The organism is Ralstonia sp. 25mfcol4.1 (genome assembly GCF_900104095.1).
Classification (GTDB): Bacteria; Pseudomonadota; Gammaproteobacteria; order Burkholderiales; family Burkholderiaceae; genus Cupriavidus.
This window is the reverse complement of the sequence record NZ_FNJO01000012.1, coordinates 162,086-182,956: the sequence shown is the minus strand read 5'-3', so window position 1 is coordinate 182,956 and position 20,871 is coordinate 162,086. Positions and strand designations below refer to the sequence as shown.

Annotated in this window: 16 protein-coding genes; 9 read left to right on the top strand and 7 right to left on the bottom strand. The window is 65.3% G+C overall.

Annotated features, from left to right (window positions below):
• Positions 1-339 precede the first annotated feature (339 nt).
• The 4 genes from clpS (at position 340) to BLQ58_RS20935 (ending at position 5,047) form a co-directional block, all read left to right on the top strand.
• Positions 340-666, top strand: a complete 327-nt coding sequence (gene clpS, locus BLQ58_RS20950; RefSeq protein WP_049815983.1) for an ATP-dependent Clp protease adapter ClpS — start codon at positions 340-342, stop codon at positions 664-666.
• Entirely contained in the window at positions 663-2,960 is a 2,298-nt protein-coding gene (clpA, locus tag BLQ58_RS20945) for an ATP-dependent Clp protease ATP-binding subunit ClpA (RefSeq protein WP_092601763.1), read from the top strand. Before clpS ends, clpA begins: the two co-directional genes overlap by 4 nt.
• A gap of 223 nt (positions 2,961-3,183) precedes the next feature.
• Positions 3,184-4,197 (top strand): Bug family tripartite tricarboxylate transporter substrate binding protein, encoded by a 1,014-nt coding sequence (locus tag BLQ58_RS20940; protein ID WP_175459960.1) that lies wholly within the window; start codon positions 3,184-3,186, stop codon positions 4,195-4,197.
• A 4-nt stretch (positions 4,198-4,201) separates the two neighbouring features.
• A complete protein-coding gene (locus BLQ58_RS20935) occupies positions 4,202-5,047 on the top strand; it encodes a VOC family protein (protein ID WP_092601759.1) in 846 nt (281 codons plus the stop codon).
• Positions 5,048-5,104: 57 nt separating this feature from the next.
• Here the strand turns inward: BLQ58_RS20935 and dut are convergent, their stop codons facing one another.
• From dut to BLQ58_RS20905, 6 genes are all read right to left on the bottom strand, one after another.
• Positions 5,105-5,599 carry a dUTP diphosphatase gene (gene dut, locus BLQ58_RS20930; RefSeq protein ID WP_092601756.1) on the bottom strand — a complete coding sequence of 165 codons (495 nt, stop codon included), beginning with the start codon at positions 5,597-5,599 and terminating at the stop codon, positions 5,105-5,107.
• A 109-nt stretch (positions 5,600-5,708) separates the two neighbouring features.
• A complete protein-coding gene (locus tag BLQ58_RS20925; protein ID WP_092601754.1) occupies positions 5,709-6,728 on the bottom strand; it encodes an LLM class flavin-dependent oxidoreductase in 1,020 nt (339 codons plus the stop codon).
• Between the two features lie 19 nt (positions 6,729-6,747).
• Positions 6,748-7,947, bottom strand: coding sequence for a bifunctional phosphopantothenoylcysteine decarboxylase/phosphopantothenate--cysteine ligase CoaBC (gene coaBC / locus BLQ58_RS20920; protein ID WP_092601752.1), 1,200 nt, complete (start codon positions 7,945-7,947; stop codon positions 6,748-6,750).
• A gap of 219 nt (positions 7,948-8,166) precedes the next feature.
• On the bottom strand, positions 8,167-8,715 hold the full coding sequence (gene lspA, locus BLQ58_RS20915) for a signal peptidase II (protein WP_029051238.1): 549 nt from the start codon (positions 8,713-8,715) through the stop codon (positions 8,167-8,169).
• Positions 8,715-11,594 carry an isoleucine--tRNA ligase gene (ileS, locus tag BLQ58_RS20910; protein ID WP_029051237.1) on the bottom strand — a complete coding sequence of 960 codons (2,880 nt, stop codon included), beginning with the start codon at positions 11,592-11,594 and terminating at the stop codon, positions 8,715-8,717. Before ileS ends, lspA begins: the two co-directional genes overlap by 1 nt.
• Positions 11,595-11,716: 122 nt before the next feature.
• Entirely contained in the window at positions 11,717-12,706 is a 990-nt protein-coding gene (locus BLQ58_RS20905; RefSeq protein WP_029051236.1) for a bifunctional riboflavin kinase/FAD synthetase, read from the bottom strand.
• Positions 12,707-12,989: 283 nt separating this feature from the next.
• On the opposite strand from BLQ58_RS20905, the gene BLQ58_RS20900 reads away from it, so the two are divergent.
• Positions 12,990-14,780: an ATP-binding response regulator gene (locus BLQ58_RS20900; RefSeq protein ID WP_029051235.1), complete on the top strand. Its 1,791-nt coding sequence runs from the start codon at positions 12,990-12,992 to the stop codon at positions 14,778-14,780.
• A 109-nt stretch (positions 14,781-14,889) separates the two neighbouring features.
• Here BLQ58_RS20900 and BLQ58_RS20895 read toward each other — a convergent pair whose 3' ends face one another.
• Positions 14,890-15,549 carry a response regulator gene (locus BLQ58_RS20895; RefSeq protein ID WP_029051234.1) on the bottom strand — a complete coding sequence of 220 codons (660 nt, stop codon included), beginning with the start codon at positions 15,547-15,549 and terminating at the stop codon, positions 14,890-14,892.
• Positions 15,550-15,786: 237 nt separating this feature from the next.
• On the opposite strand from BLQ58_RS20895, the gene purN reads away from it, so the two are divergent.
• The 4 genes from purN to BLQ58_RS20875 all read left to right on the top strand — a co-directional run bounded on the left by purN (position 15,787) and on the right by BLQ58_RS20875 (position 20,740).
• Positions 15,787-16,446 carry a phosphoribosylglycinamide formyltransferase gene (gene purN / locus BLQ58_RS20890; RefSeq protein ID WP_029051233.1) on the top strand — a complete coding sequence of 220 codons (660 nt, stop codon included), beginning with the start codon at positions 15,787-15,789 and terminating at the stop codon, positions 16,444-16,446.
• The gene (locus BLQ58_RS20885) at positions 16,443-17,840 is read left to right on the top strand and encodes an RsmB/NOP family class I SAM-dependent RNA methyltransferase (RefSeq protein WP_029051232.1); all 1,398 of its coding nucleotides are present in this window, start codon (positions 16,443-16,445) and stop codon (positions 17,838-17,840) included. The genes purN and BLQ58_RS20885 overlap by 4 nt, the downstream gene beginning before the upstream one ends.
• 45 nt (positions 17,841-17,885) lie before the next feature.
• Positions 17,886-19,241 carry a mechanosensitive ion channel family protein gene (locus BLQ58_RS20880; protein ID WP_029051231.1) on the top strand — a complete coding sequence of 452 codons (1,356 nt, stop codon included), beginning with the start codon at positions 17,886-17,888 and terminating at the stop codon, positions 19,239-19,241.
• Positions 19,242-19,549: 308 nt separating this feature from the next.
• Positions 19,550-20,740: a DesA family fatty acid desaturase gene (locus tag BLQ58_RS20875; protein WP_029051230.1), complete on the top strand. Its 1,191-nt coding sequence runs from the start codon at positions 19,550-19,552 to the stop codon at positions 20,738-20,740.
• Positions 20,741-20,871 lie beyond the last annotated feature (131 nt).

Sequence of the window (20,871 nt, the reverse complement as noted above, 5' to 3'; positions counted from 1 at the left end):
CTTCGGCTCGCTGTCCAGGCCCCGATGTGCAAACGATTTTTCTGGCAAACCTACATACTGTCAAGCTGGCAGATTCCCCACTGGGCGTGGGGTGTGGCGGGATTGAAACGGCGCCAGATGGTACCTTTGTCGCCGTGGTGCATGGATTTTTGAAAACGCCGCCTGGCGGCTTGCCCGATGCCCCGGCAAGGGTCGGGGGGCGCGTACCATGCACCGTGAACGTGCGCCGGGCGCCCTTTGTGCGGTTGCCCACGCTAGGATTTTTCCGAAGGGCTGCCCTTGAATACCGGGCCAGTTCCCCAAATTGCAGACTTGTGAGTAAGGGTTAGAATAAAAGCCATGGCGACACGGCTGGCGAACACCCCCCAACGCGAAGCAGGCACAGTCATCGAGCGGAAAGAGCAGCAGCTCAAGCCGCCGGCGATGTACAAGGTGCTCCTGCTCAATGACGACTACACTCCGATGGAGTTTGTCGTGATGATCCTGCAGCAGTATTTCAGCAGGGACCGGGAAACGGCGACGCAGATCATGCTCACCGTCCACCGGGAAGGTAAAGGCGTTTGTGGTATCTACACGCGGGATATTGCGGCGACCAAGGTCGAGCTTGTATCAACCCATGCGCGGCAGGCGGGCCACCCCCTGCAGTGCGTGATGGAGGAAGCATGATTGCGCAAGAATTGGAAGTAAGTCTGCACATGGCCTTTGTCGAGGCTCGCCAGGCACGCCACGAGTTCATTACCGTGGAACACCTGCTACAGGCGTTGCTCGACAACCCCACAGCAGCTGAAGTGCTGCGCGCCTGCGCGGCCAATATCGAGGACTTGCGCACCAGTCTGAAGAATTTCATCGCAGACAACACGCCTGTCGTACCGGGCACCGATGAAGTGGACACGCAGCCCACACTGGGCTTCCAGCGTGTGATCCAGCGCGCCATCATGCACGTGCAGTCGACGTCGAATGGCAAGAAGGAGGTGACCGGCGCGAACGTGCTGGTGGCCATCTTCGGCGAAAAGGACTCCCACGCGGTGTACTACCTGCAGCAGCAGGGCGTGACGCGCCTGGACGTGGTCAACTTCATCAGCCACGGCATCCGCAAGGACCAGGCCGAACCGGCCAAGCACGGCGAGGGCAACCCCGAAGGCGAGGGCGGTGACGGCAAGGAAAGCCCGCTCGAGCAGTACACCCAGAACCTGAACGCGCTGGCCAAGGCCGGCAAGATCGATCCGCTGATCGGCCGCGACAGCGAGGTGGAGCGCGTGGTGCAGGTGCTGTGCCGCCGGCGCAAGAACAACCCGCTGCTGGTGGGCGAAGCCGGCGTGGGCAAGACCGCCATTGCGGAAGGCCTGGCCTGGCGCATCACCAAGAACGAAGTGCCGGATATCCTGGAAAAGGCGACCGTGTACTCGCTCGACATGGGCGCGCTGCTGGCCGGCACCAAGTACCGCGGCGATTTCGAACAGCGCCTCAAGGGCGTGCTGAAGTCGCTCAAGGATAATCCGCACGCGATCCTGTTCATCGACGAAATCCATACGCTGATCGGCGCAGGCGCCGCGTCGGGCGGCACGCTGGATGCCAGCAACCTGCTCAAGCCGGCGCTGTCGTCGGGCCAGCTCAAGTGCGTCGGTGCCACCACGTTCACGGAATATCGCGGCATTTTCGAGAAGGATGCGGCGCTGTCGCGTCGTTTCCAGAAGATCGACGTGGTCGAGCCTTCGGTGGACCAGACCGTGCAGATCCTGCGCGGACTGAAGTCGCGCTTCGAGGAGCACCATGGCGTCAAGTACGCGGCCTCGGCGCTGACCGCGGCGGCTGAACTGTCGGCCCGCTTCATCACCGATCGTCATCTGCCTGACAAGGCGATCGATGTGATCGATGAGGCAGGTGCCGCGCAGCGCATTTTGCCGAAGTCGAAGCAGAAAAAGACCATTGGCAAGGGCGAGATCGAGGACATCGTGTCGCGCATCGCCCGCATCCCGCCGCAGAGCGTGAACCAGGACGACCGCAGCAAGCTGCAGACGCTGGAACGCGACCTGAAGTCGGTGGTGTTCGGCCAGGATCCGGCCATCGAGGCGCTGGCATCGGCGATCAAGATGTCGCGCGCCGGCCTGGGCAAGACCGACAAGCCGATCGGCTCGTTCCTGTTCTCGGGCCCCACAGGCGTGGGCAAGACCGAAGTGGCCAAGCAGCTCGCGTTCATCATGGGCATCGAACTGCTGCGCTTCGACATGTCCGAATACATGGAGCGCCACGCGGTCAGCCGCCTGATCGGCGCGCCGCCGGGCTATGTCGGGTTTGACCAGGGTGGCCTGCTGACCGAGGCCGTCACCAAGAAGCCGCACTGCGTGCTGCTGCTCGATGAGATCGAGAAGGCACATCCGGATATTTTCAATATCCTGCTGCAGGTGATGGACCACGGTTCGCTGACCGACAACAACGGCCGTCGTGCAGACTTCCGCAACGTGATCATCATCATGACCACGAACGCCGGGGCCGAGACGATGAACCGTGCCACGATCGGCTTCACTACGGCGCGCGAGCAGGGCGACGAGATGGCCGACATCAAGCGCATGTTCACGCCGGAGTTCCGCAACCGTTTGGATGCGACCATCAGCTTCCGTGCGCTGGACGAGGAAATCATCCTGCGCGTGGTGGACAAGTTCCTGATGCAACTGGAAGAGCAGTTGCACGAGAAGAAGGTGGAAGCCAGCTTCTCGGAAAAGCTGCGCAAGTACCTGGCCAAGAAGGGCTTCGATCCGCTCATGGGTGCGCGGCCGATGCAGCGTCTGATCCAGGACATGATCCGCAAGGCACTCGCGGACGAACTGCTGTTCGGCAAGCTGGTCACCGGTGGCAAGGTGGCCGTGGACCTGGACGAAGAGGATCAGATCAAGCTGACGTTCTCCGAAGCCGATCCGGAGCCGCCCGAGGCACCGGAAAGCGAGCAGCGCGCGGAAGTCTGAGCGCGCCCCCGCTCGCACCACGCCGCAACGCAAGAATGGCCGGGTTCCTCCCGGCCATTTTTTTGTCCGATTTCCGGCGAATCGGGGGGCGATTGTTCCATTTCTGGGCGATCAGCGAAGGGGCATCCTGCAAGTTGCGCGATCATCGGGCAAAATACGCCGCTGGCGGCACGCCGCCTTTTCCTGATTCCGCGGCCATCTGGCCGCCCAGCCCGAGTCTCTGATGTCTTCTCCCGACCGCATGCGGCTGCGCCGCCTGCTGCTCAAGTCCCTGCCGATGAGCGCCATGCCCATGGCGTCGCTCGCGGGCCTGGCCCAGGTTACCCACGCTGCCGAGCCTTCGGCAACCAGCCGGCCGATTTCGATGGTCCTGCCGTTCCCGCCCGGGGGCAGCGTGGATATCGTGGCCCGACAGCTGCAACCGGGATTGAAGACGATCCTGGGACAGACCGTGGTGGTCGATAACAAGCCCGGCGCCGGCGGCCTGATTGCCAGCAGCACCGTGGCCCGCGCCAAGCCGGACGGCAACACGCTGTTGATGGCGTTCGATACGCACGCCATCAACCCGTTCGCGTACAAGAACCTGCCCTACGACACCTTCAAGGATTTCACGCCAATCACCCAACTCGTGCGCTTCCCGCTCGTTATCGCCGCTAACCCCGCGCTATCGGCATCGAACGTGCGTGAGCTGATTGAGCTGGCGAAGGCGAACCCGAATGCGGTTCGCTTTGCCTCGTCGGGGATTGGCAGCCTGAACCAGCTGGCTGCCGAAGCCCTGGCCACTGAAGCCGGCGTGCATTTCCTTCACGTGCCCTACAAGGGCGGCGGCCCGGCCGTGCAGGCCGTGCTGGCGGGCGAGGTGGACCTGTTCTTCAGCAGCTACGCGGCCGTACAGGCCCACGTGGCGGCCAAGACGATCAAGGTGCTGGGCGTCACCGGGACCAGCCGCATCAAGCAGATGCCGCAGGTGCCCACCGTGGCCGAGCAGGGCTACAAGGGTTTCGAAGCCTATTCGTGGATTGGCGTTTTCGGACCGGCCCAGATGCAGCAGGACACCGTGATGCGCCTGCACGACGCGCTGGGCGCATCGATCAAGCAGCCCCGCGTGGTGGAAGCGCTGACCGCGCAGGGGTTCGAAATCGCCGTGGGATCGCCGGCCGACCTGGGCAACCTGGTACGTCACGAGCACGACAAGTGGCAGGCCGTGGCCCGCAAGGCCAACATCCAGTTCGACTGATCCCATGCCGACGTTGCCCGAACCGTTCGACCACGCCGTCATCGTCTGCGCAGACCTGGACGCTGCCGCCGACCGCTGGCGCGCCCTGGGTTTCACGCTGACGCCGCGCGGCTATCACACGCTGGGATCGCAGAACCACTGCATCATGCTGGCGCGCGACTACCTGGAATTACTGCACGTGACGGCGCCCAGCCCGAGCCGCCAGTATTACTGGGATGCCCAGCAGCGCGGCGGCGGTTGCGCAGCCATGTCGTGCAAGAGCCGCGATGCGTTTGCCACGGCCGACCGGCTGCGTGCTGCCGGCTTTCATCCTTCGGACCCGATCGAATTCTCTCGCCCAGTGCGTCTGGACGATGGTTCGGAGCATCCGGCCACGTTCCGCGTGACGGCGCTGGACCACGCCCCGGGCGCCCGCTATTTCGTTTGCGAGCACCGCACGCCGGAACTGCTCTGGCGGCCGGAATGGCTGACGCACGCGAATGGCGCAACGGCGATTGCGGCGACGTACCTGGTGGTGGAAGCGGATCGGGTGGCGCCCACGGCCGAAGCCTATGCCACGCTGACCGGCGCGACGATTGCGCACGCCAGTGGCGAAACGGCGATGCTCGATATCGATGGCGCATCGTTCGTGGTCACGGCGCCGCAGGCGCTGGCCGATGCTGCCGATGTGCCGGGGCTCCGGCATGGCGCCACAGGCTATGCCGCGATCCGGCTTGCCACCGACGATCTGGAGAAAGCCCGCGCGCACTGGCGGGCCAATGGGGTGCAGGCCACCGACCTGTCGCCGTCGATCGCGCTGATCCCGGCGGGGCAGGCCAACGGCGTGGCGCTGATCTTCGAGCAGCGCTGAGACAATGAGGTTGTCCTCTCCCATTGCGTGGGAGAGGGGAGAAACCTACGGCCCGGCCTACGCCTTCGCGTGGGCCACGCCGGTCGAGCCGAAGCCGCCGGCACCGCGCGCGGAATCTTCCGAGAACGCTTCCACCGTCGTAAACACCGGACGCAGTACCGGCACGAACATCATCTGGGCGATGCGTTCGCCGGGCTGGATCACGATCGGCTCGGTGCCGGGCGCGTTGCGGTTCCATACGCTCACCATGATCTGGCCCTGGTAGTCGGCATCGATCACGCCGATCGAATTACCCAGGACCAGGCCCTTCTTGTGGCCCAGGCCCGAGCGCGGCACGATGGTCGCGCACATGAACGGGTTGGCCATATGCACCGCGAAGCCGGCCGGTACCAGTTGCGCCGGCGTGCCGGGTTCGATGGTCACCGGGCCGTCCACGCAGGCGTGCAGGTCGATGGCGGCGGCCATGTCGCTCTGGTAGGCAGGCAGGCCCCAGTCGTTCAGGCGGGCGTCGAGCACCTTGATCTCGACAGTCGGATTCGCGGCTACGGTCATGGATTTGGATTCGTACGAGGGGACAAAGGCGGCATGATACCGCGCCGCCTTCGCTGATCCGCCACTTCGGTTTGCCACGTGGCCCGCCCGCTTCCGGCGCCGGCCGCGATCAGCCTTGCAGGTCGAAGGCTTCGGCCAGCAGTTCGTACGTGCGCATGCGCGCCTGGTAGGAGGCCGTCACGCTGAGCACCACCAGTTCGTCGGCCGCGAAACGGTCCTTCAGCGCCAGCATGCGTTCGGCCACCTGTGCGGGCGTGCCGCAAATCGTGCGGGGCCGCTCGCGTTCGATGATCAGGCGGTCGCGCTCGGTGGGGGTGAAATCGGCGGCCTGCGCCAGCGACGGGATCGGCGCATTGACGCCATAGGCCATCTGCAGCCGGCGGATATCGACGGCGCGCTCCAGCGCGGAGGCCTCGGCCTCCGTATCGGCGCAGATCACGAACACCGCAGCCGCGCTGTATGGCTTGTCTTCGTACCCGACCTCGAAATCCTCGCGGTATTGCTGCGCCACCATGTCGCCGCCATGGGCGTTGATGAAATGCGCGAAGGCGAATCGCAGCCCCAGCCGTGCGGCCAATGCGCCGCCGAAATCGCTGGAACCCAGCACCCAGATCTCGGGCCGGGTATCGATGGCTGGCTGCAGCAGCACGCCTTCGGCCAGATGGTCGGGCGGTACCTCGCCGCGCAGCAGGAACGCCAGGTCCTGCACCTGCTGCGGGAACTGGTCGCCGCGGTTGTACTGGCCCATGGCCACGGCCTGCGCGGTGCGCATGTCGCCGCCCGGGGCACGGCCCACGCCAAGGTCGATCCGGTTCGGAAACAGCGCCTCGAGCATGCGGAACTGCTCGGCCACCTTGAACGGGCTGTAGTAGGGCAGCATTACGCCCCCCGACCCCAACCGGATGCGGCTGGTCACGCTGCCCAGCCGCGCCAGCATGACCTCGGGGGCCGGGTTGCACACGCCTTGCAGGCCGTGGTGCTCGGCACACCAGTAGCGGGTGAAGCCGAGGCTGTCGGCCATCTGAGCCAGGTCGACGGTGGCCGCGATGGCGTCGCGGGCCGTATGGCCGTGGATGACCGGGCTCTGGTCCAGCACGGACAGGCGCATCTTGGGACGGGTATCGCTCATGGCTTTGGGTACGGCGGTGTTACACGGACTTGTGCGGCAGGCGCTGGCCGATGGCGGCCACCAGCTCGCGGGCCAGCGACAGCTTGTCGGCACGCGGCAGGCGCGTCATGCCCCTGGCGTCGAACAGCACGATCTCGTTGTCGTCGAGGCCGAAGGTGTGGTGGCCGATATTGCCCACCAGCAGCGGCACGCCCTTGCGCTGGCGCTTCTGCTCGCCGTACTGCTCCAGGTTCTCGCTTTCGGCCGCGAATCCCACGCAGTAGGGCGCATCGGCGCGCGCCGCCACGGCGGCCAGGATGTCGGGGTTCTGCACGAACTGCAGCGTCGGCGTGTCGGTATCGTTGGCCTTCTTCAGCTTCTGCTGGGCTATCTCGGCCGGGCGCCAGTCTGCCACGGCGGCCACGGCGACGAACACATCGACATCGCGCAGTTGCGCCATGACCGCGTCGTGCATCTGCTGGGCGCTGCGGATATCGGTCCGCGCCACGCCGCGCGGCGTGGGCAGCGATGTGGGGCCGGCCACCAGCAGCACCTCGGCGCCGGCTTCGCGGGCCGCGCGGGCGATCGAGAAGCCCATCTTGCCCGACGACAGGTTGGTGATGCCGCGCACCGGGTCGATGGCCTCGAATGTCGGGCCGGCGGTGATCAGCACCCGCTTGCCCTGCAGCGGCTTGGGCTGGAAGAACGCGATCAGGTCTTCCACCAGTTCCTCGGGCTCCAGCATCCGGCCGTCGCCGATTTCCCCGCAGGCCTGGTCGCCGGTGCCGGGGCCCAGGATCGTCACGCCATCGGCCCGCAACCGGGCGGCATTGCGTTGCGTCGGCGCGGCGGCCCACATCTGGCGGTTCATGGCCGGTGCCACCAGCAGCGGGCACTCGCGCGCGATGCACAGCGTGGTCAGCAGGTCGTCACAGAGACCGTTGGCCACCTTGGCCAGGAAGTCGGTGGAAGCGGGGGCGATGAGGATGGCGTCGGCCTCGCGCGAGAGGTCGATATGCGCCATGTTGTTGTCGATGCGCGCGTCCCATTGCGACAGGAACACCGGGCGCCCGGACAGCGCCTGCATCGTAACCGGGGTGATGAAATGCGTCGCCGCTTCGGTCATGGCCACCTGCACGGTGGCACCGGCCTTGGTCAGCAGCCGTACCAGCTCGGCCGACTTGTAGCAGGCGATGCCGCCGGTCAGGCCAAGGACAATGTGCTTGCCGCGCAAATCCATGGGGAAGGCTCTTCAGGGAACGGGAATCTGTGCATGATACCGCCGGGTGAGGGGGTGCGCTGGGAGGATGCGACAGGTTTGCGCCCCTCTCCCACTTGTGGGAGCGGGGCCGGGGGAGAGGGGCGGGCGGCTCAAACTGCAGCGAGTGGCAAGCAGAGCCTCCGAGCCCTCTTCCCGAACCCCTCTCCCGCAGGCGGGAAAGGAAAGTACGACGAGCCCTCAGTGACGCCGCACGCGCCTGAGCTCGTCCACGATCAGCAGGATCGCTCCCAGCGTGATCGCGCAATCGGCCACGTTGAAGGCCGGGAAATGCGTGTTGCGCCAGTGGAAATCCAGGAAATCGATCACATGGCCATGGATCACGCGGTCCACCACGTTGCCCACGGCGCCGCCCAGGATCAGCGATACGGCCAGGCAGAACATCTTCTGGCCCGTATGGCGATACAGCAGCCAGACGATGAAGCCGCCCACCGCCACGCCCAGCACCGTGAAGAACCAGCGTTGCCAGCCGCCCGCGTCAGCCAGGAAGCTGAAGGCCGCGCCCTTGTTGTAGACCAGCACCAGGTTGAAGAAGCTGGTAACCGGGCGCGATTCCGCGTACTGGAAGGACCGGGTGATGACGACCTTGAAGAACTGGTCGATCATCACTACCAGCAGCGCAAATGCCATCCATAGCCACGGCGTGACGTTGGCGCTCGGCTTGCCGCTGGGTTTGCTCTTGCTGCGCGGCGAGGACGAACGCGACGAACGGGTCGAGGACGATGCCATCAGGCGTGGCTCCTGTGTTCACCGGCGCCGAACAGGTTGCTGTCGCAGCGGCCGCAAAGGGTGGGATGCGCGGGGTTGTGGCCCACGTCGGCGCGATAGTGCCAGCAACGTTCGCACTTGGCGTGCTGCGACGGCATGACCGTCACCAGCAGGTCGCCGCCTTCCGGCGCCGGCGTAACCTTGGCCGCCGACGTCAGCAGCACGAAGCGCAGGTCGTCGGACAGGCTCTGCAGCGCGGCCAGCACCGGACGGCCCGCGGCGATCGTGACCTCGGCCTGCAGCGACGAACCGATGTCGCCTTCCACCCGCACCGCTTCCAGCTGGCGCGTGACTTCGGCGCGCACCGCGCGGATCTCGTGCCACTTCTGCAGCAGGTCGTCGGCTTCGCTGACCGGCGGCAGGTCGTAGTACGTGCTCGTGAAGATCGTGTCGGTATGCTCGGTGCCATGCGCGAACACCTGCCAGGCTTCCTCGGCCGTGAACGACAGGAACGGCGCCATCCAGTGCAGCATCGCCTGCGTGATGTGGTACAGCGCGTTCTGCGCGGCGCGGCGCGCCTGCGAATCGGGGGCCGTCGTGTACAGGCGGTCCTTCAGCACATCGAGATAGAAGCCGCCCAGGTCTTCCGAGCAGAACGTCTGCAGCTTGGCCACCACCGGGTGGAATTCATAGGCCTGGTAGTGCGAAAGCACTTCCTTCTGCAGGCGGTCGGTCAGGGCCACCGCGTAGCGGTCGATTTCCAGCCAGTCAGACGCCGGCAGCGCATGCTTCGCGTGGTCGTAGTCGGTCAGGTTGGCCAGCAGGAAGCGCAGCGTGTTGCGGATGCGGCGGTAGCCTTCCACCACGCGCTTGAGGATTTCCTCGGAGATCGACAGCTCGCCCGAGTAGTCGGTAGAAGCCACCCACAGGCGGATGATTTCCGCGCCCATCTTGTTCGAGATGTCCTGCGGCGCCACCGTGTTGCCCACCGACTTCGACATCTTGCGGCCTTCGCCGTCCACCGTGAAGCCGTGCGTCAGCAACGCCTTGTAGGGCGGCTTGCCGTACAGCATCGAGGCGGTCAGCAGCGACGAATGGAACCAGCCGCGGTGCTGGTCCGAGCCTTCCAGGTAGAGGTCGGCCAGGCGGCCATCGGGTGTGTCGGCCGACGGATCGTAGAGTTCGTCGCGATGCGAGCCGCGGATCACGGTCCAGTGCGTGGTGCCCGAGTCGAACCAGACGTCCAGCGTGTCGCGGTTCTTCTCATAGAGCGCGGCTTCGTCGCCGAGCAGGTCCTTCGGGTCCAGCGACTGCCAGGCCTCGATGCCGTGCTGTTCCACGCGCCTGGCCACTTCCTCCAGCAGCTCGGGCGTACGCGGATGCAGCGCGCCGGTTTCCTTGTGGAGGAAGAAGGCCATCGGCACGCCCCATTGGCGCTGGCGCGACAGCGTCCAGTCCGGGCGGTTGGCGATCATGTTGTGCAGGCGCTGCTTGCCCCACGAGGGGTAGAACTCGGTGGCCTCGATGCCGGCCAGCGCGCTCTCGCGCAGCGTCGGGCCGTTGTCGGCCGGGTCCACGTCCATGCCCGCGAACCACTGCGACGTGGCGCGGTAGATGATCGGCGTCTTGTGACGCCAGCAGTGCATATAGCTGTGCTCGTATTTGTGCGAGTTGAACAGGTTGCCCGACTCACGTAGTACTTCGACGATTTTCGGGTTGGCATCCCAGATCGACAGGCCGCCGAACAGCGGCAGCGTGCTGGCATAGACGCCATCGCCCATCACGGGGCTGATGATTTCCGAATCCGGCATGCCGTGCGCCTTGCACGACTGGAAATCCTCCACGCCGTAGGCCGGGGCCGAGTGGACGATGCCGGTGCCCGTGTCGGTGGTCACGTAGTCGCCCAGGTACACCGGCGACGTGCGCGCGTAGCCCGCGTCCATCCTGCCCAGCGGATGGTGGAAGCGCACCTCCGTCAGCGCGTCACCACGAGCCGTGGCGACGATCGTGCCTTCCAGCGCGTAGGTCTTCAGCTGTTCCTCGACGCGATCCTTTGCCAGGATCAGGAAGCCGCGCGGGGTTTCGACCAGCGCGTATTCCACTTCCGGGTGCATGTTCAGCGCCTGGTTCGACGGGATCGTCCACGGCGTGGTGGTCCAGATCACGATCCAGCCCGGCTTGCCTTCGAGCTGGGCCAGCGGCACGTGGAAGGCGTGGGCGATCTTGTCGGTCTCCGCGAAGGGGAAGCCCACGTCGATCGACAGGTCGACCTTGTCCTTGTACTCGACTTCGGCCTCGGCCAGTGCCGAACCGCAGTCGAAGCACCAGTTCACCGGCTTCAGGCCGCGGAACACGTAGCCTTTTTCCATGATCTTGCCCAGCGCGCGCAGCTCGTCGGCTTCGTTGCTGAAGTTCATGGTCAGGTACGGATTGTCCCAGTCGCCCAGCACGCCCAGACGTTCGAAGTCCTTCTTCTGGCGGGCGATCTGCTCGGTGGCGTAGGCGCGTGCCTTGGCCTGGACTTCCTGCACCGGCAGGCCCTTGCCGAACTGCTTCTCGATCTGGATCTCGATCGGCATGCCGTGGCAATCCCAGCCCGGCACGTAGACGGCGTCCAGGCCGGTCAGGCCGCGCGCCTTGATGATCATGTCCTTGAGGACCTTGTTCACCGCGTGGCCGATGTGGATGTCGCCGTTGGCGTACGGGGGGCCGTCGTGCAGCACGAACTTCTTCGCACCCTTGCGCGCGGCGCGGATCTTCTTGTAGAGCTGCTTGTCCTGCCATTGCTTGACCCACAGCGGCTCGCGCTTCGGCAGGTCGCCGCGCATCGGGAACGGGGTATCCAGCAGGTTGACCGGATACTTGCTTTTTTCAGGCTTGGCGCGTTTGTCGTCGGACATGGTTGATTCTCGGGGCAATTCGTTTGGGCGCGGACCGGGGGATGACCGCCGCGCGCGTGTCATTTCGGGGCAAGGCAGGGCGGGTCCCGGCGGTGCGCGTGCATGGGGCGCGCCGCCGGCCGCTAGCTAATTCGGTCGGTGGCGGAGGTGGCGAAGTCGCGCCGGTCGCCGGCCGGATTGGCGGCCTCCAGGCCGAAGAACGCACGGGCTTCCCGGGCGTCCTTGGCGATGGCCTCGGTCAGCGCCTCGAGCGTGTGAAAACGCTCTTCGTCGCGCAGCTTCTTCATGAATTCCACGCGCACCAGCTTGCCGTAGAGGTTGGCGTTGAAGTCGAACAGATGCACTTCCAGCAGCACGCGGCCCGCGTCTTCCACGGTGGGCCGAACGCCGATGCTGGCCACGCCCGGCAGCGGGTGGTCGGCAATGCCGTGTACCTGCACCACGAAAATGCCGTTCACGGCCGGGCGCTTGTGCGTGATCCGCAGGTTCAGGGTCGGAAAGCCCAGGTTGCGGCCCAGCTTGCGGCCATGGATCACGTGGCCGCTGATGGCATAGCCGTGGCCCAGCAGGCGACGCGCGTGTTCCAGGTCGCCATCGGCCAGCGCCTGGCGCACGGCCGAACTCGAAATGCGGATGCCGCCTTCGGAGACCGAGCCCATCTGCTCCACATCGAAGCCAAACTGGCGGCCGGCCTGCTGCAGGTAGCCGAAGTCGCCGGCGCGCTTGGCGCCAAAGCGGAAATCGTCGCCCACCAGTACCCAGCGCGCATGCAGGCCGTGCCAGAGCACGTTCTCGACGAACTGCTGCGGCGACTGGGCGGCAAAATGGGCGTTGAAGTGTTCCACCACCACGCGGTCCACACCGTTGCGGCGCAAGGCATCGAGCTTGTCGCGCAGCAGGGCAATGCGGGTAGGGGCGTGCTCGGGCGCAAAGAATTCGCGCGGGTGCGGCTCGAACGTCATGACGCACAGCGGCAGGCCGCGCGCGTCGGCGGCCGCACGGGCGCGCGCGAGCAGCGACTGGTGGCCGCGATGCACACCGTCGAAATTGCCGATGGTGAGCGCGCAGGGCGCCCGGCTTTCGGCGTTGGGCAGGCCGCGGAAGACTTTCACGAGGACGGCGGACGAGCTTTTCAGGGAAAGCGAGCATTATAAGGCGAATGGCACCGCGTGCCGCCGGATTGCCTGTTTTGGCGGCAACGGCCTTGCGCCGTTGTAGGCAAGCTGCCCACAAATGGCGAATTTGTGGGCCTATCCGCCACTCCGCGATGGCGCAGCGCCGCAAAAGGCGGCATGATATGCCCAATTCAGAACAAGAACCGCGCGATTCCTGCAACAGTCGCCGAACTCCGGTCTGTCGCAGCGGAATGTCGTCGCCTTACATGCCAGGCCACACTTGAACGCGCTGCTTAACAAGATATTGCCGCCCCCCGGGCCGCAACTGGATACCGAGACGCGGGCCAAGCTGCTGGCCACGGTCCATCGCGTTTCCCCCACCGCCATTGCCTCTTCCGTGCTCCTGCCGGGCCTGACCGCATGGGCATTCTGGAACGAAGCCAGCCACGTCGCCCTCCTGGTCTGGTGCGCGATCATGCTGCTGCTGACGGCCGGCGGCAGCTGGTTCTACCTCGGATACCAGCGCGACAGCGGCAAAATGAGCCGTTCGGCGCACACGCGCAAGTGGTGGAACAACATGCGCGCGATTGCCTTCCTGACAGGCCTGACCTGGGGAAGCTCGGCGCTGCTGCATTTGTATACAGGCTCGGTGGTGTTTTCCAGCGTGCTGTACCTGCTGACGCTGGGGGTGCTGGCGGGCGGTGCCACGTCCCAGTCGCCAATCCCTTCAAACCTTGTTTTCGCCGGCGTGCCGATCCTGGTGCCCAATATCCTGCTGGCCGAGATCGCCTTTCCGGCCCACGGTGGCTACGTGCAGTTGCTGCTGGTGGTCTATGCGCTGATGCTGGCGCGTCATTCGCTGAACCTGCAGCACACGCTGGTGCGCGCCATCCAGCTCGAATCGGAAAGCCGTCGCCTGGCCAAGCAGTTCCAGGAGGAAAAGGAGCGGGCACTCCACGCCAGCGAGGAAAAATCGCGCTTCCTGGCCGCCGCCAGCCATGACCTGCGCCAGCCCGTCCATGCGCTGGTGATGCTGGTCGAGGCGTTGCGCGCGCGCAACCAGTCCAGCGCGCTGCATCCGCTGGTGGAGCAGGTTGCCGCCGGCACGCAGACCATCGACCTGCTGTTCCGCTCGCTGCTGGACCTGTCCAAGCTCGAAGGGCGCAAGGTACTGCCCACGATGGAGCCATGCGAGCTGCACTCGTTGATCCACGACGTCATGAGCCAGTTTGCCGCCGATGCCCGCGAAAGCGGCCTGACGCTGACGCCGCGCGTCCCCGACGAACTTTACGCGATGGCCGAGCCGGTGCTGCTGCGGCGCGCGTTGTTCAACCTGGTGCAGAACGCGCTGCGCTATACCAAACGCGGTGGCATCCTGGTCACCGCGCGCCAGCGCCGCAAGCATGTGCGGGTGGAAGTCTGGGATACCGGCGCGGGTATCACACCCGAGCACCTGCCCGAGATCTTCTCGCCGTACTACCAGGTGCATAACCCCCAGCGCGATCCGTCGCAGGGCCTGGGGCTGGGGCTGGCCATCTTCAAGGAATGCGTGCGATTGATGCGCGGCACCTATGGCGTGCGTTCGGTGCCGGGCAAGGGTTCGGTGTTCTGGTTCGCGCTGGCGCCGGTGCCGGCCGAGACCGTGGACAACGTCCGGGCGATGCGTGCCAACGCGCAGGCCGAGGAAGCGCGGCAGGACCGCCTGCGCGGCACGGTGCTGGTGGTGGACGACGACAGCCAGATCCGCAAGGCGTGGATCGCACTGATGGAAGCATGGGGCATCCGCGTAGCCTGTGCCGCACACGGGCAGGAAGCCGATGCGCTGTTTGCCAAGGGCCTGAAGCCGGACATCATCTTCTGCGACTTGCGCCTGCCGGGCAACGAAAACGGCCTGGACCTGCTGGAACGCTGGCAGACCACGCAGCCGCAGGCACGCAGCGCCTTGCTCACTGGCGACCTCAAATCGGCGGCGCTGCTGGCCGCCGAGGATGCCGGCTATTTCGTGCTGCCCAAGCCGGTGGATCCGGCCAATCTGCGCATGCTGCTGCGTCGCTGGCTGCAGGCGGGCTGAAGCCGTCGCCGTTTGTCCAACCGCGCGTCCAAGGGCATCACCCGAACAAAAACGCCGCCCTGGATCCCAGAGGCGGCGTTTCTTTATTGTGGCTAGCGGCGCAGGGCGCTTACTGGCGCAGGCGGAAGCGCTCCATGCGCGACATCACCTGCATGCGCGTCCGCACGCCCAGGCGCTGCAGGATGGCCGAGACGTGTTCCTTGACCGTGTTCTCGGTCAGCCCCAGCTTGCGTGCGATGACCTTGTTCGGCAGGCCTTCCAGCACCAGTGCCAGCACCGAGCCCTGGCGCGGCGTCAGGCCCAGTTCGGCCGGGGTGACGGGGATGCCGTGCGCCGGGCCGAACGACTGCGAACGGCCGGACAGGGCTTCGTCCGACGGAAAGCTCGTATCGCCGGCCAGTACCTTGCGAACGGCGGCCGTAAAGGCATTGGCATCGAGATGCTTGCCGACGAAGCCGCATGCGGACAGTGCACGCGCACGGCCCACGATCTCGGGCGTGGCCTCGGCGGACATGAATATGAAGCGTGCGCCCGGAATCACGGTCTTGAACGCCTGCATGGCATCGAAGCCCGTGCCGTCATTCAGCCAGATATCGAGCAGCACGATATCGGGACGAAGTCCCTGGTTCAGCGAGTGGAGAGCCTCCTTGGCGCTCCCGGCAGCGTGGACAGCGACGTCGGGCATCACCTCCGCCAGGAAGGCGGTGGTGCCGGAAAGAGCCATAGGATGATCATCGACCACCAACAAAGTCGGTGCAGCGTTCGACATGCGTATTCCCGTCTAATTTCCCGTTTCGTCCTTGTTGTCACCGTTTTCCGAGGAAGTGGCGCGTGGACGTAGGACCCACTCTAACAGAGCGGGGTGCGCGTCACAATCGGTGGCACTTGGGTATTTCTTCTTGCAGGCGTGCCCAAAAGCGTTGTGGGAGGCGCGTTTCGCGGTAATTAAGTACCTATTGAGCACGGATTGCAAGCGTTTGCACCACAGCTTGGTAGAATCGCGGCGATGAAAAATATTGTCATATTGATTTCCGGGCGCGGCTCCAATATGGAAGCCATTGTCCGGGCCTGCGCAGCCGAGCGGTGGCCGGCGCGCGTGGCCGCAGTGCTGTCGAACCGGCCCGATGCCTCGGGCCTGGAGTTTGCCGCCGCGCACGGTATCGCCACAGGCGTGGTGGACCACAAGCAGTTTCCCGATCGTTCCAGTTTCGACGCGGCGATGCGTGACGCCATCGACGCGTACCAGCCCGACCTCGTGGTGCTGGCCGGCTTCATGCGCATCCTGACCGACGACTTCGTCGAGCATTACGCGGGCCGGATGCTGAATATCCATCCCTCGCTGCTGCCCAGCTTTCCGGGCATGCATACGCACCGGCAGGCGCTGGAGGCGGGCGTCAAGCTGCATGGCGCGACCGTGCATTTCGTCACGCCCGAGCTCGATCACGGCCCGATCGTGGTGCAGGCCGCGCTCGATGTTCTGCCTGGCGATACGCCCGATTCGCTGGCGGATCGATTGCTCGATAGCGAACATGTCATTTATCCACGCGCCGTGCGCTGGTTTGTCGAAAACCGCCTGCATGTGCAGGACGGCGTAGTTCAAGTTCAACCGGCCGAACCCCAATGGTTCATGGCCATCTCGCCCGCAGTGGCAGGAAAACAGCCATGAGTCGCCAACAAGAAAACACGACCTCCCGCGACAACCGTCAGCGTTCGCGCGGCAGCAAAGGCAAGGCCAGCCCGATCCGCAAATCGCAAGGCGGCCAGGCCAATCACGCCCCGCGCACGCCGGGCGCGCTGCAGGCATTTCATCTGCAGCACATCGACCGCCTGATCGGCAAGGTGCTGCTGTTCGCGCGACCGGCGGATGCCGTGGTGAGCCATTACTTCCGTGAAAATAGCAAACTTGGTCATCGTGACCGCGGAATCATCGCTGAAGCAGTTTTCGCAGTGTTGCGCCGACGCGTCGAATTTGGCCAGTTTGCCGAGAGTGGTACCGGCGCGGCCACGCGCCGCCTTGGCCTGCTGGGCCTGGCCGCCACGCTGGGCCGCGATACGCTGACCCCGTTCCTGTATCCGGACGAAGCCGAGTGGCTGGACCGCCTGACCACGATCGAGCGATCGAGCCTGGCGCCCCGCGTGCGTGCCAACCTGCCCGAATGGCTGTACGACGACCTCGTGGCGCATCATGGCGAAGCGTTCACGGCCGCGATGGGCGATGCCTGGCTGCGCCCCGCGCCGCTGGACCTGCGCGTCAACACCGCCAAGCTGTCGCGCGAGGAGGCGCTGGCCGAACTGGAGGCCGCTGGCATCGCTGCCGAACCGGCGCCGATGGCCCCGGCCGGCATCCGCCTGAAGGGCAAGCCCGCCTTGAACCAGTTGCCGCTGTTCATCAACGGCGGCGTCGAAGTGCAGGATGAAGGCAGCCAGCTGCTGTGCCACCTGCTGGCACCGAAGCGGGGCGAAATGGTCGTCGACTTTTGCGCTGGTGCGGGCGGCAAGACGCTGGCGCTGGGCGTGGCCATGCGGTCGACGGGCCGCCTCTATGCATTCGATGTGTCGGAAAAGCGCCTGGCCAACCTGAAGCCGCGCCTGGCGCGTAGCGGTTTGTCCAACGTCCATCCGGTGCTGATCGACTCCGAGCGCGATGCCAAGGTCAAGCGTCTGGCTGGCAAGATCGACCGCGTGCTGGTCGATGCACCGTGCAGCGGCCTGGGTACCCTGCGCCGCAATCCGGACCTGAAGTGGCGTCAGACGCCGGAATCGGTGCTTGAGCTGACGGCCAAGCAATCGGCGATTCTGGAAGCAGCCGCCAAGCTGGTAAAGGGCGGTGGCCGTGTCGTGTACGCCACTTGCAGCGTGCTCGAGGCCGAAAACGAAGCGATCGTCCGGGATTTTCTCGCCAAAAACGAGAACTTCCGCCTGGTGCCGGCCGCGGAGGTATTCGCCGAGCAGAAGATCACGGTGCCTGATTTGCCGGCAGAAGGCGGCATGTTGGCGCTCTATCCGCACATCCACCAGACCGACGGCTTCTTCGCGGCCGTGCTGGAACGCACGCGCTGACAGGCTGAAGCGGGAGATGCGCGACACCATGCATAAGGCGGCACGATGAACCCGGATACGCTCGCGGCGCTGACCCGCTCGCATTCGGTCATGGGCAAGATGCTCGACGACCTGATCCACGATGCAGGCGGGCAGGGGTTCTTCTGGCAGATCGGCATTCTGGCCGCCTGCCTGCTGGTGGCGTGGCCGCTGGCGCGCCACGTGGTCAAGCGGCTCGAAGCCCGGCACGAGACCTCAAGCTTCGCGCTGCGCCTGGCGGCCGTCAGCCTGGAGCGGGCCATGTTCCCGCTGTTCGCGTGGCTGCTGGTGCTGGTGGCCCGCTACGCGCTGGCGCCGTTCGCCTCGATCAGCGTGCTGCGACTGGCGCTGGTGCCGTTGTTCGGCATCACGGGCCTGTATTTCACCTTCTACATCCTGCGCCGCGTCATGTCCGCCAACGGACAGCTCCACGGCATGCTGGTCCTGGTGGAGAAGGTGCTGACCACGCTGGTGTGGATCGGCATGGCGCTGTATGTGGTGGGTCTGCTGCCAGATGTGGTGCGGTGGATGGAGGCCGTGCGGTTCTCGGTGGGCGGCAAGCACCCGATCAGTATTGCCGACGCCTTGATGGGCGTGGTCTGGATCCTGCTCACGGTGCTGGTGGCGATGTGGTTCGGCTCGTGGCTGGAAGACCGCCTCATGCGCGCCCAGTCGCTGGACGCCAATCTCAAGGTGGTGCTGACACGGATCACCAAGGCGCTGCTGCTGCTGGTGTCGCTGCTGGTGAGCCTGTCGCTGGTGGGCATCGACCTGACCGTGCTGTCCGTGTTCGGCGGCGCGCTGGGCGTCGGCCTGGGCCTGGGGCTGCAAAAGATCGCCAGCAACTACATCTCGGGCTTCATCATCCTGCTGGACCGCTCGATCGCACTCGGCGACCAGATCACCGTGGACAAGTACACCGGGATCGTGTCGCAGATCCGCACGCGCTATACGGTGCTGCGCAACGGCGACGGCGAGACGCTGCTGCCCAACGAGCAGCTGGTGGCGCAGTCGGTGCAGAACCATTCGTTCTCGGGCACCAATGTGCGGGTGGCGGTCCGGGTGCAGGCCGACTACAGCTCGGACCCGGAAACGGTGATCGGGCTGCTGCAGGAATGTGTGCGCGATATTCCACGTGTGCTGGCTACGCCGGCACCCGCCGCCTTCCTGGTAGCGTTTGCCGACAGCGGCATCGAGTACGAAGCCGCCGTCTACATCGCCGATCCGCAGAACGGCAAACTGGGCGTGCAATCGGCGATGAACCGCGCGATCTGGCGAACTTTCCAGCAACATGGCGTGTCCATACCGTTCCCGCAGCGCGAATTGCGCGTGCTGAATCCCTCTCCAGGTGTCTTGCCCGCCACCGCAGCCAACGCCGAGTAAGTTATTCGCGGATCACCTGCGGAACCAAGGGCGCTTGCGGGTATCGAAGTCGGGGAAAAAGCGGATGTCCCTCTCGCGCCGATCCGGTAGAATGCCGGGTTGTCGCGGGGTATACGGATGCCCGCAGCCCCACACCAGACAACCGCCAGATTGCAGCGGTTCGTGCCTCGGCCAGGCTCCCCTCAGGGATACAGCCCGCGCCAGAAAGCTATCGCAATCGATAAATTTGCAGTCTTTTTTCTGCGCGACAGGTGCGCCGCACGGTGGTGCCGCGCTGCAAACACTCGTTTTACGACGGAGAACATAGTTTGTTCGACACAATTCTTGACTGGGCCGCCAACGGCCTCGCCAACTGGTCCTGGTGGGAGATCGTGATCTACACGCTCGTGGTGACGCACATCACGATTGCCGGTGTCACGATCTTCCTGCACCGCTGCATGGCGCACCGGTCGCTGGACCTGCATCCCATTGCCCAGCATTTCTTCCGCTTCTGGCTCTGGCTGACCACGGGCATGGTGACCAAGGAATGGACTGCCATCCACCGCAAGCACCACGCCAAGTGCGAGACCGAGGACGATCCGCACAGCCCGCAGACCCGCGGCATCCGCAAGGTGCTGCTGGAAGGCGCCGAGCTGTATCGCGCCGAGGCCAAGAACAAGGAAACCATCGCGAAGTTCGGTCACGGCACGCCCGATGACTGGGTCGAGCGCAATGTGTATTCGCGCTTCGGCTGGCAGGGCGTGGGCCTGATGCTGATCATCGACCTGGCGCTGTTCGGCGTGGTCGGCATGAGCGTGTGGGCCGTGCAGATGCTGTGGATCCCGATCCACGCCGCCGGCATCATCAACGGCCTCGGCCACTGGTGGGGTTATCGCAACTACGATTGCGAGGACGCATCGACGAACGTGTCGCCGTGGGGCTTCATCATCGGTGGCGAAGAGCTGCACAACAACCACCACACGTACCCGACGTCGGCCAAGTTCTCGATCAAGTGGTACGAGATTGACGTGGGCTGGTGGTACATCCGCGCGATGCAGTCGGTGGGCCTGGCCAAGGTCAAGAAGACCCCGCCCAAGGCTCGACTGGTTGAGGCGCGTCCGGTGGACCACAACACGCTGGAAGCGATCATCGCCAACCGCTACGACGTGATGGCCCGCTACGCCAAGGCGCTGAAGACCGCGTACAAGGCCGAACTGCGCAAGCACAAGGAAGGCAATTCGCCCGAGTACAAGCGCTACAAGCCGGCCCGCAAGTGGTTCCACCGCGAGGAAGTGAAGCTGGGGGCGCCGCAGCGCCAGCAACTGGCCAACATTACCGAGCAGAACAAGATGCTGCACACCTACGTGGAAATGCGCCGCGAGCTGGCCGTGATCTGGGGCCGCTCGAACATGACGCGCGAGCAACTGCTGGCCCAGCTGCAGGCCTGGTGCCATCGCGCCGAAGCCAGCGGCATCCAGGCACTGCAGGAGTTTTCGCTGCGCCTGCGCCGGTACGCCTGATACAATCGCCGACGCGCCCGTCATGGCTAAAAGCCCCGCCTCAGGCGGGGCTTTTCTTTTGGCTACACTCCCCCATGTTCGCGGCATAGATCGCGCGCTCGAGCGCGGCGGCCGACGGGTGCCCCGAGGAG

Bases quoted from the DNA above. Each gene is read 5' to 3' on its own strand.
- clpS (WP_049815983.1), top strand. From the start codon at position 340: ATGGCGACACGGCTGGCGAACACCCCCCAACGCGAAGCAGGCACAGTC.
- clpA (WP_092601763.1), top strand. From the start codon at position 663: ATGATTGCGCAAGAATTGGAAGTAAGTCTGCACATGGCCTTTGTCGAG.
- BLQ58_RS20940 (WP_175459960.1), top strand. From the start codon at position 3,184: ATGTCTTCTCCCGACCGCATGCGGCTGCGCCGCCTGCTGCTCAAGTCC.
- BLQ58_RS20935 (WP_092601759.1), top strand. From the start codon at position 4,202: ATGCCGACGTTGCCCGAACCGTTCGACCACGCCGTCATCGTCTGCGCA.
- dut (WP_092601756.1), bottom strand. From the start codon at position 5,599: ATGACCGTAGCCGCGAATCCGACTGTCGAGATCAAGGTGCTCGACGCC.
- BLQ58_RS20925 (WP_092601754.1), bottom strand. From the start codon at position 6,728: ATGAGCGATACCCGTCCCAAGATGCGCCTGTCCGTGCTGGACCAGAGC.
- coaBC (WP_092601752.1), bottom strand. From the start codon at position 7,947: ATGGATTTGCGCGGCAAGCACATTGTCCTTGGCCTGACCGGCGGCATC.
- lspA (WP_029051238.1), bottom strand. From the start codon at position 8,715: ATGGCATCGTCCTCGACCCGTTCGTCGCGTTCGTCCTCGCCGCGCAGC.
- ileS (WP_029051237.1), bottom strand. From the start codon at position 11,594: ATGTCCGACGACAAACGCGCCAAGCCTGAAAAAAGCAAGTATCCGGTC.
- BLQ58_RS20895 (WP_029051234.1), bottom strand. From the start codon at position 15,549: ATGTCGAACGCTGCACCGACTTTGTTGGTGGTCGATGATCATCCTATG.
- purN (WP_029051233.1), top strand. From the start codon at position 15,787: ATGAAAAATATTGTCATATTGATTTCCGGGCGCGGCTCCAATATGGAA.
- BLQ58_RS20885 (WP_029051232.1), top strand. From the start codon at position 16,443: ATGAGTCGCCAACAAGAAAACACGACCTCCCGCGACAACCGTCAGCGT.
- BLQ58_RS20880 (WP_029051231.1), top strand. From the start codon at position 17,886: ATGAACCCGGATACGCTCGCGGCGCTGACCCGCTCGCATTCGGTCATG.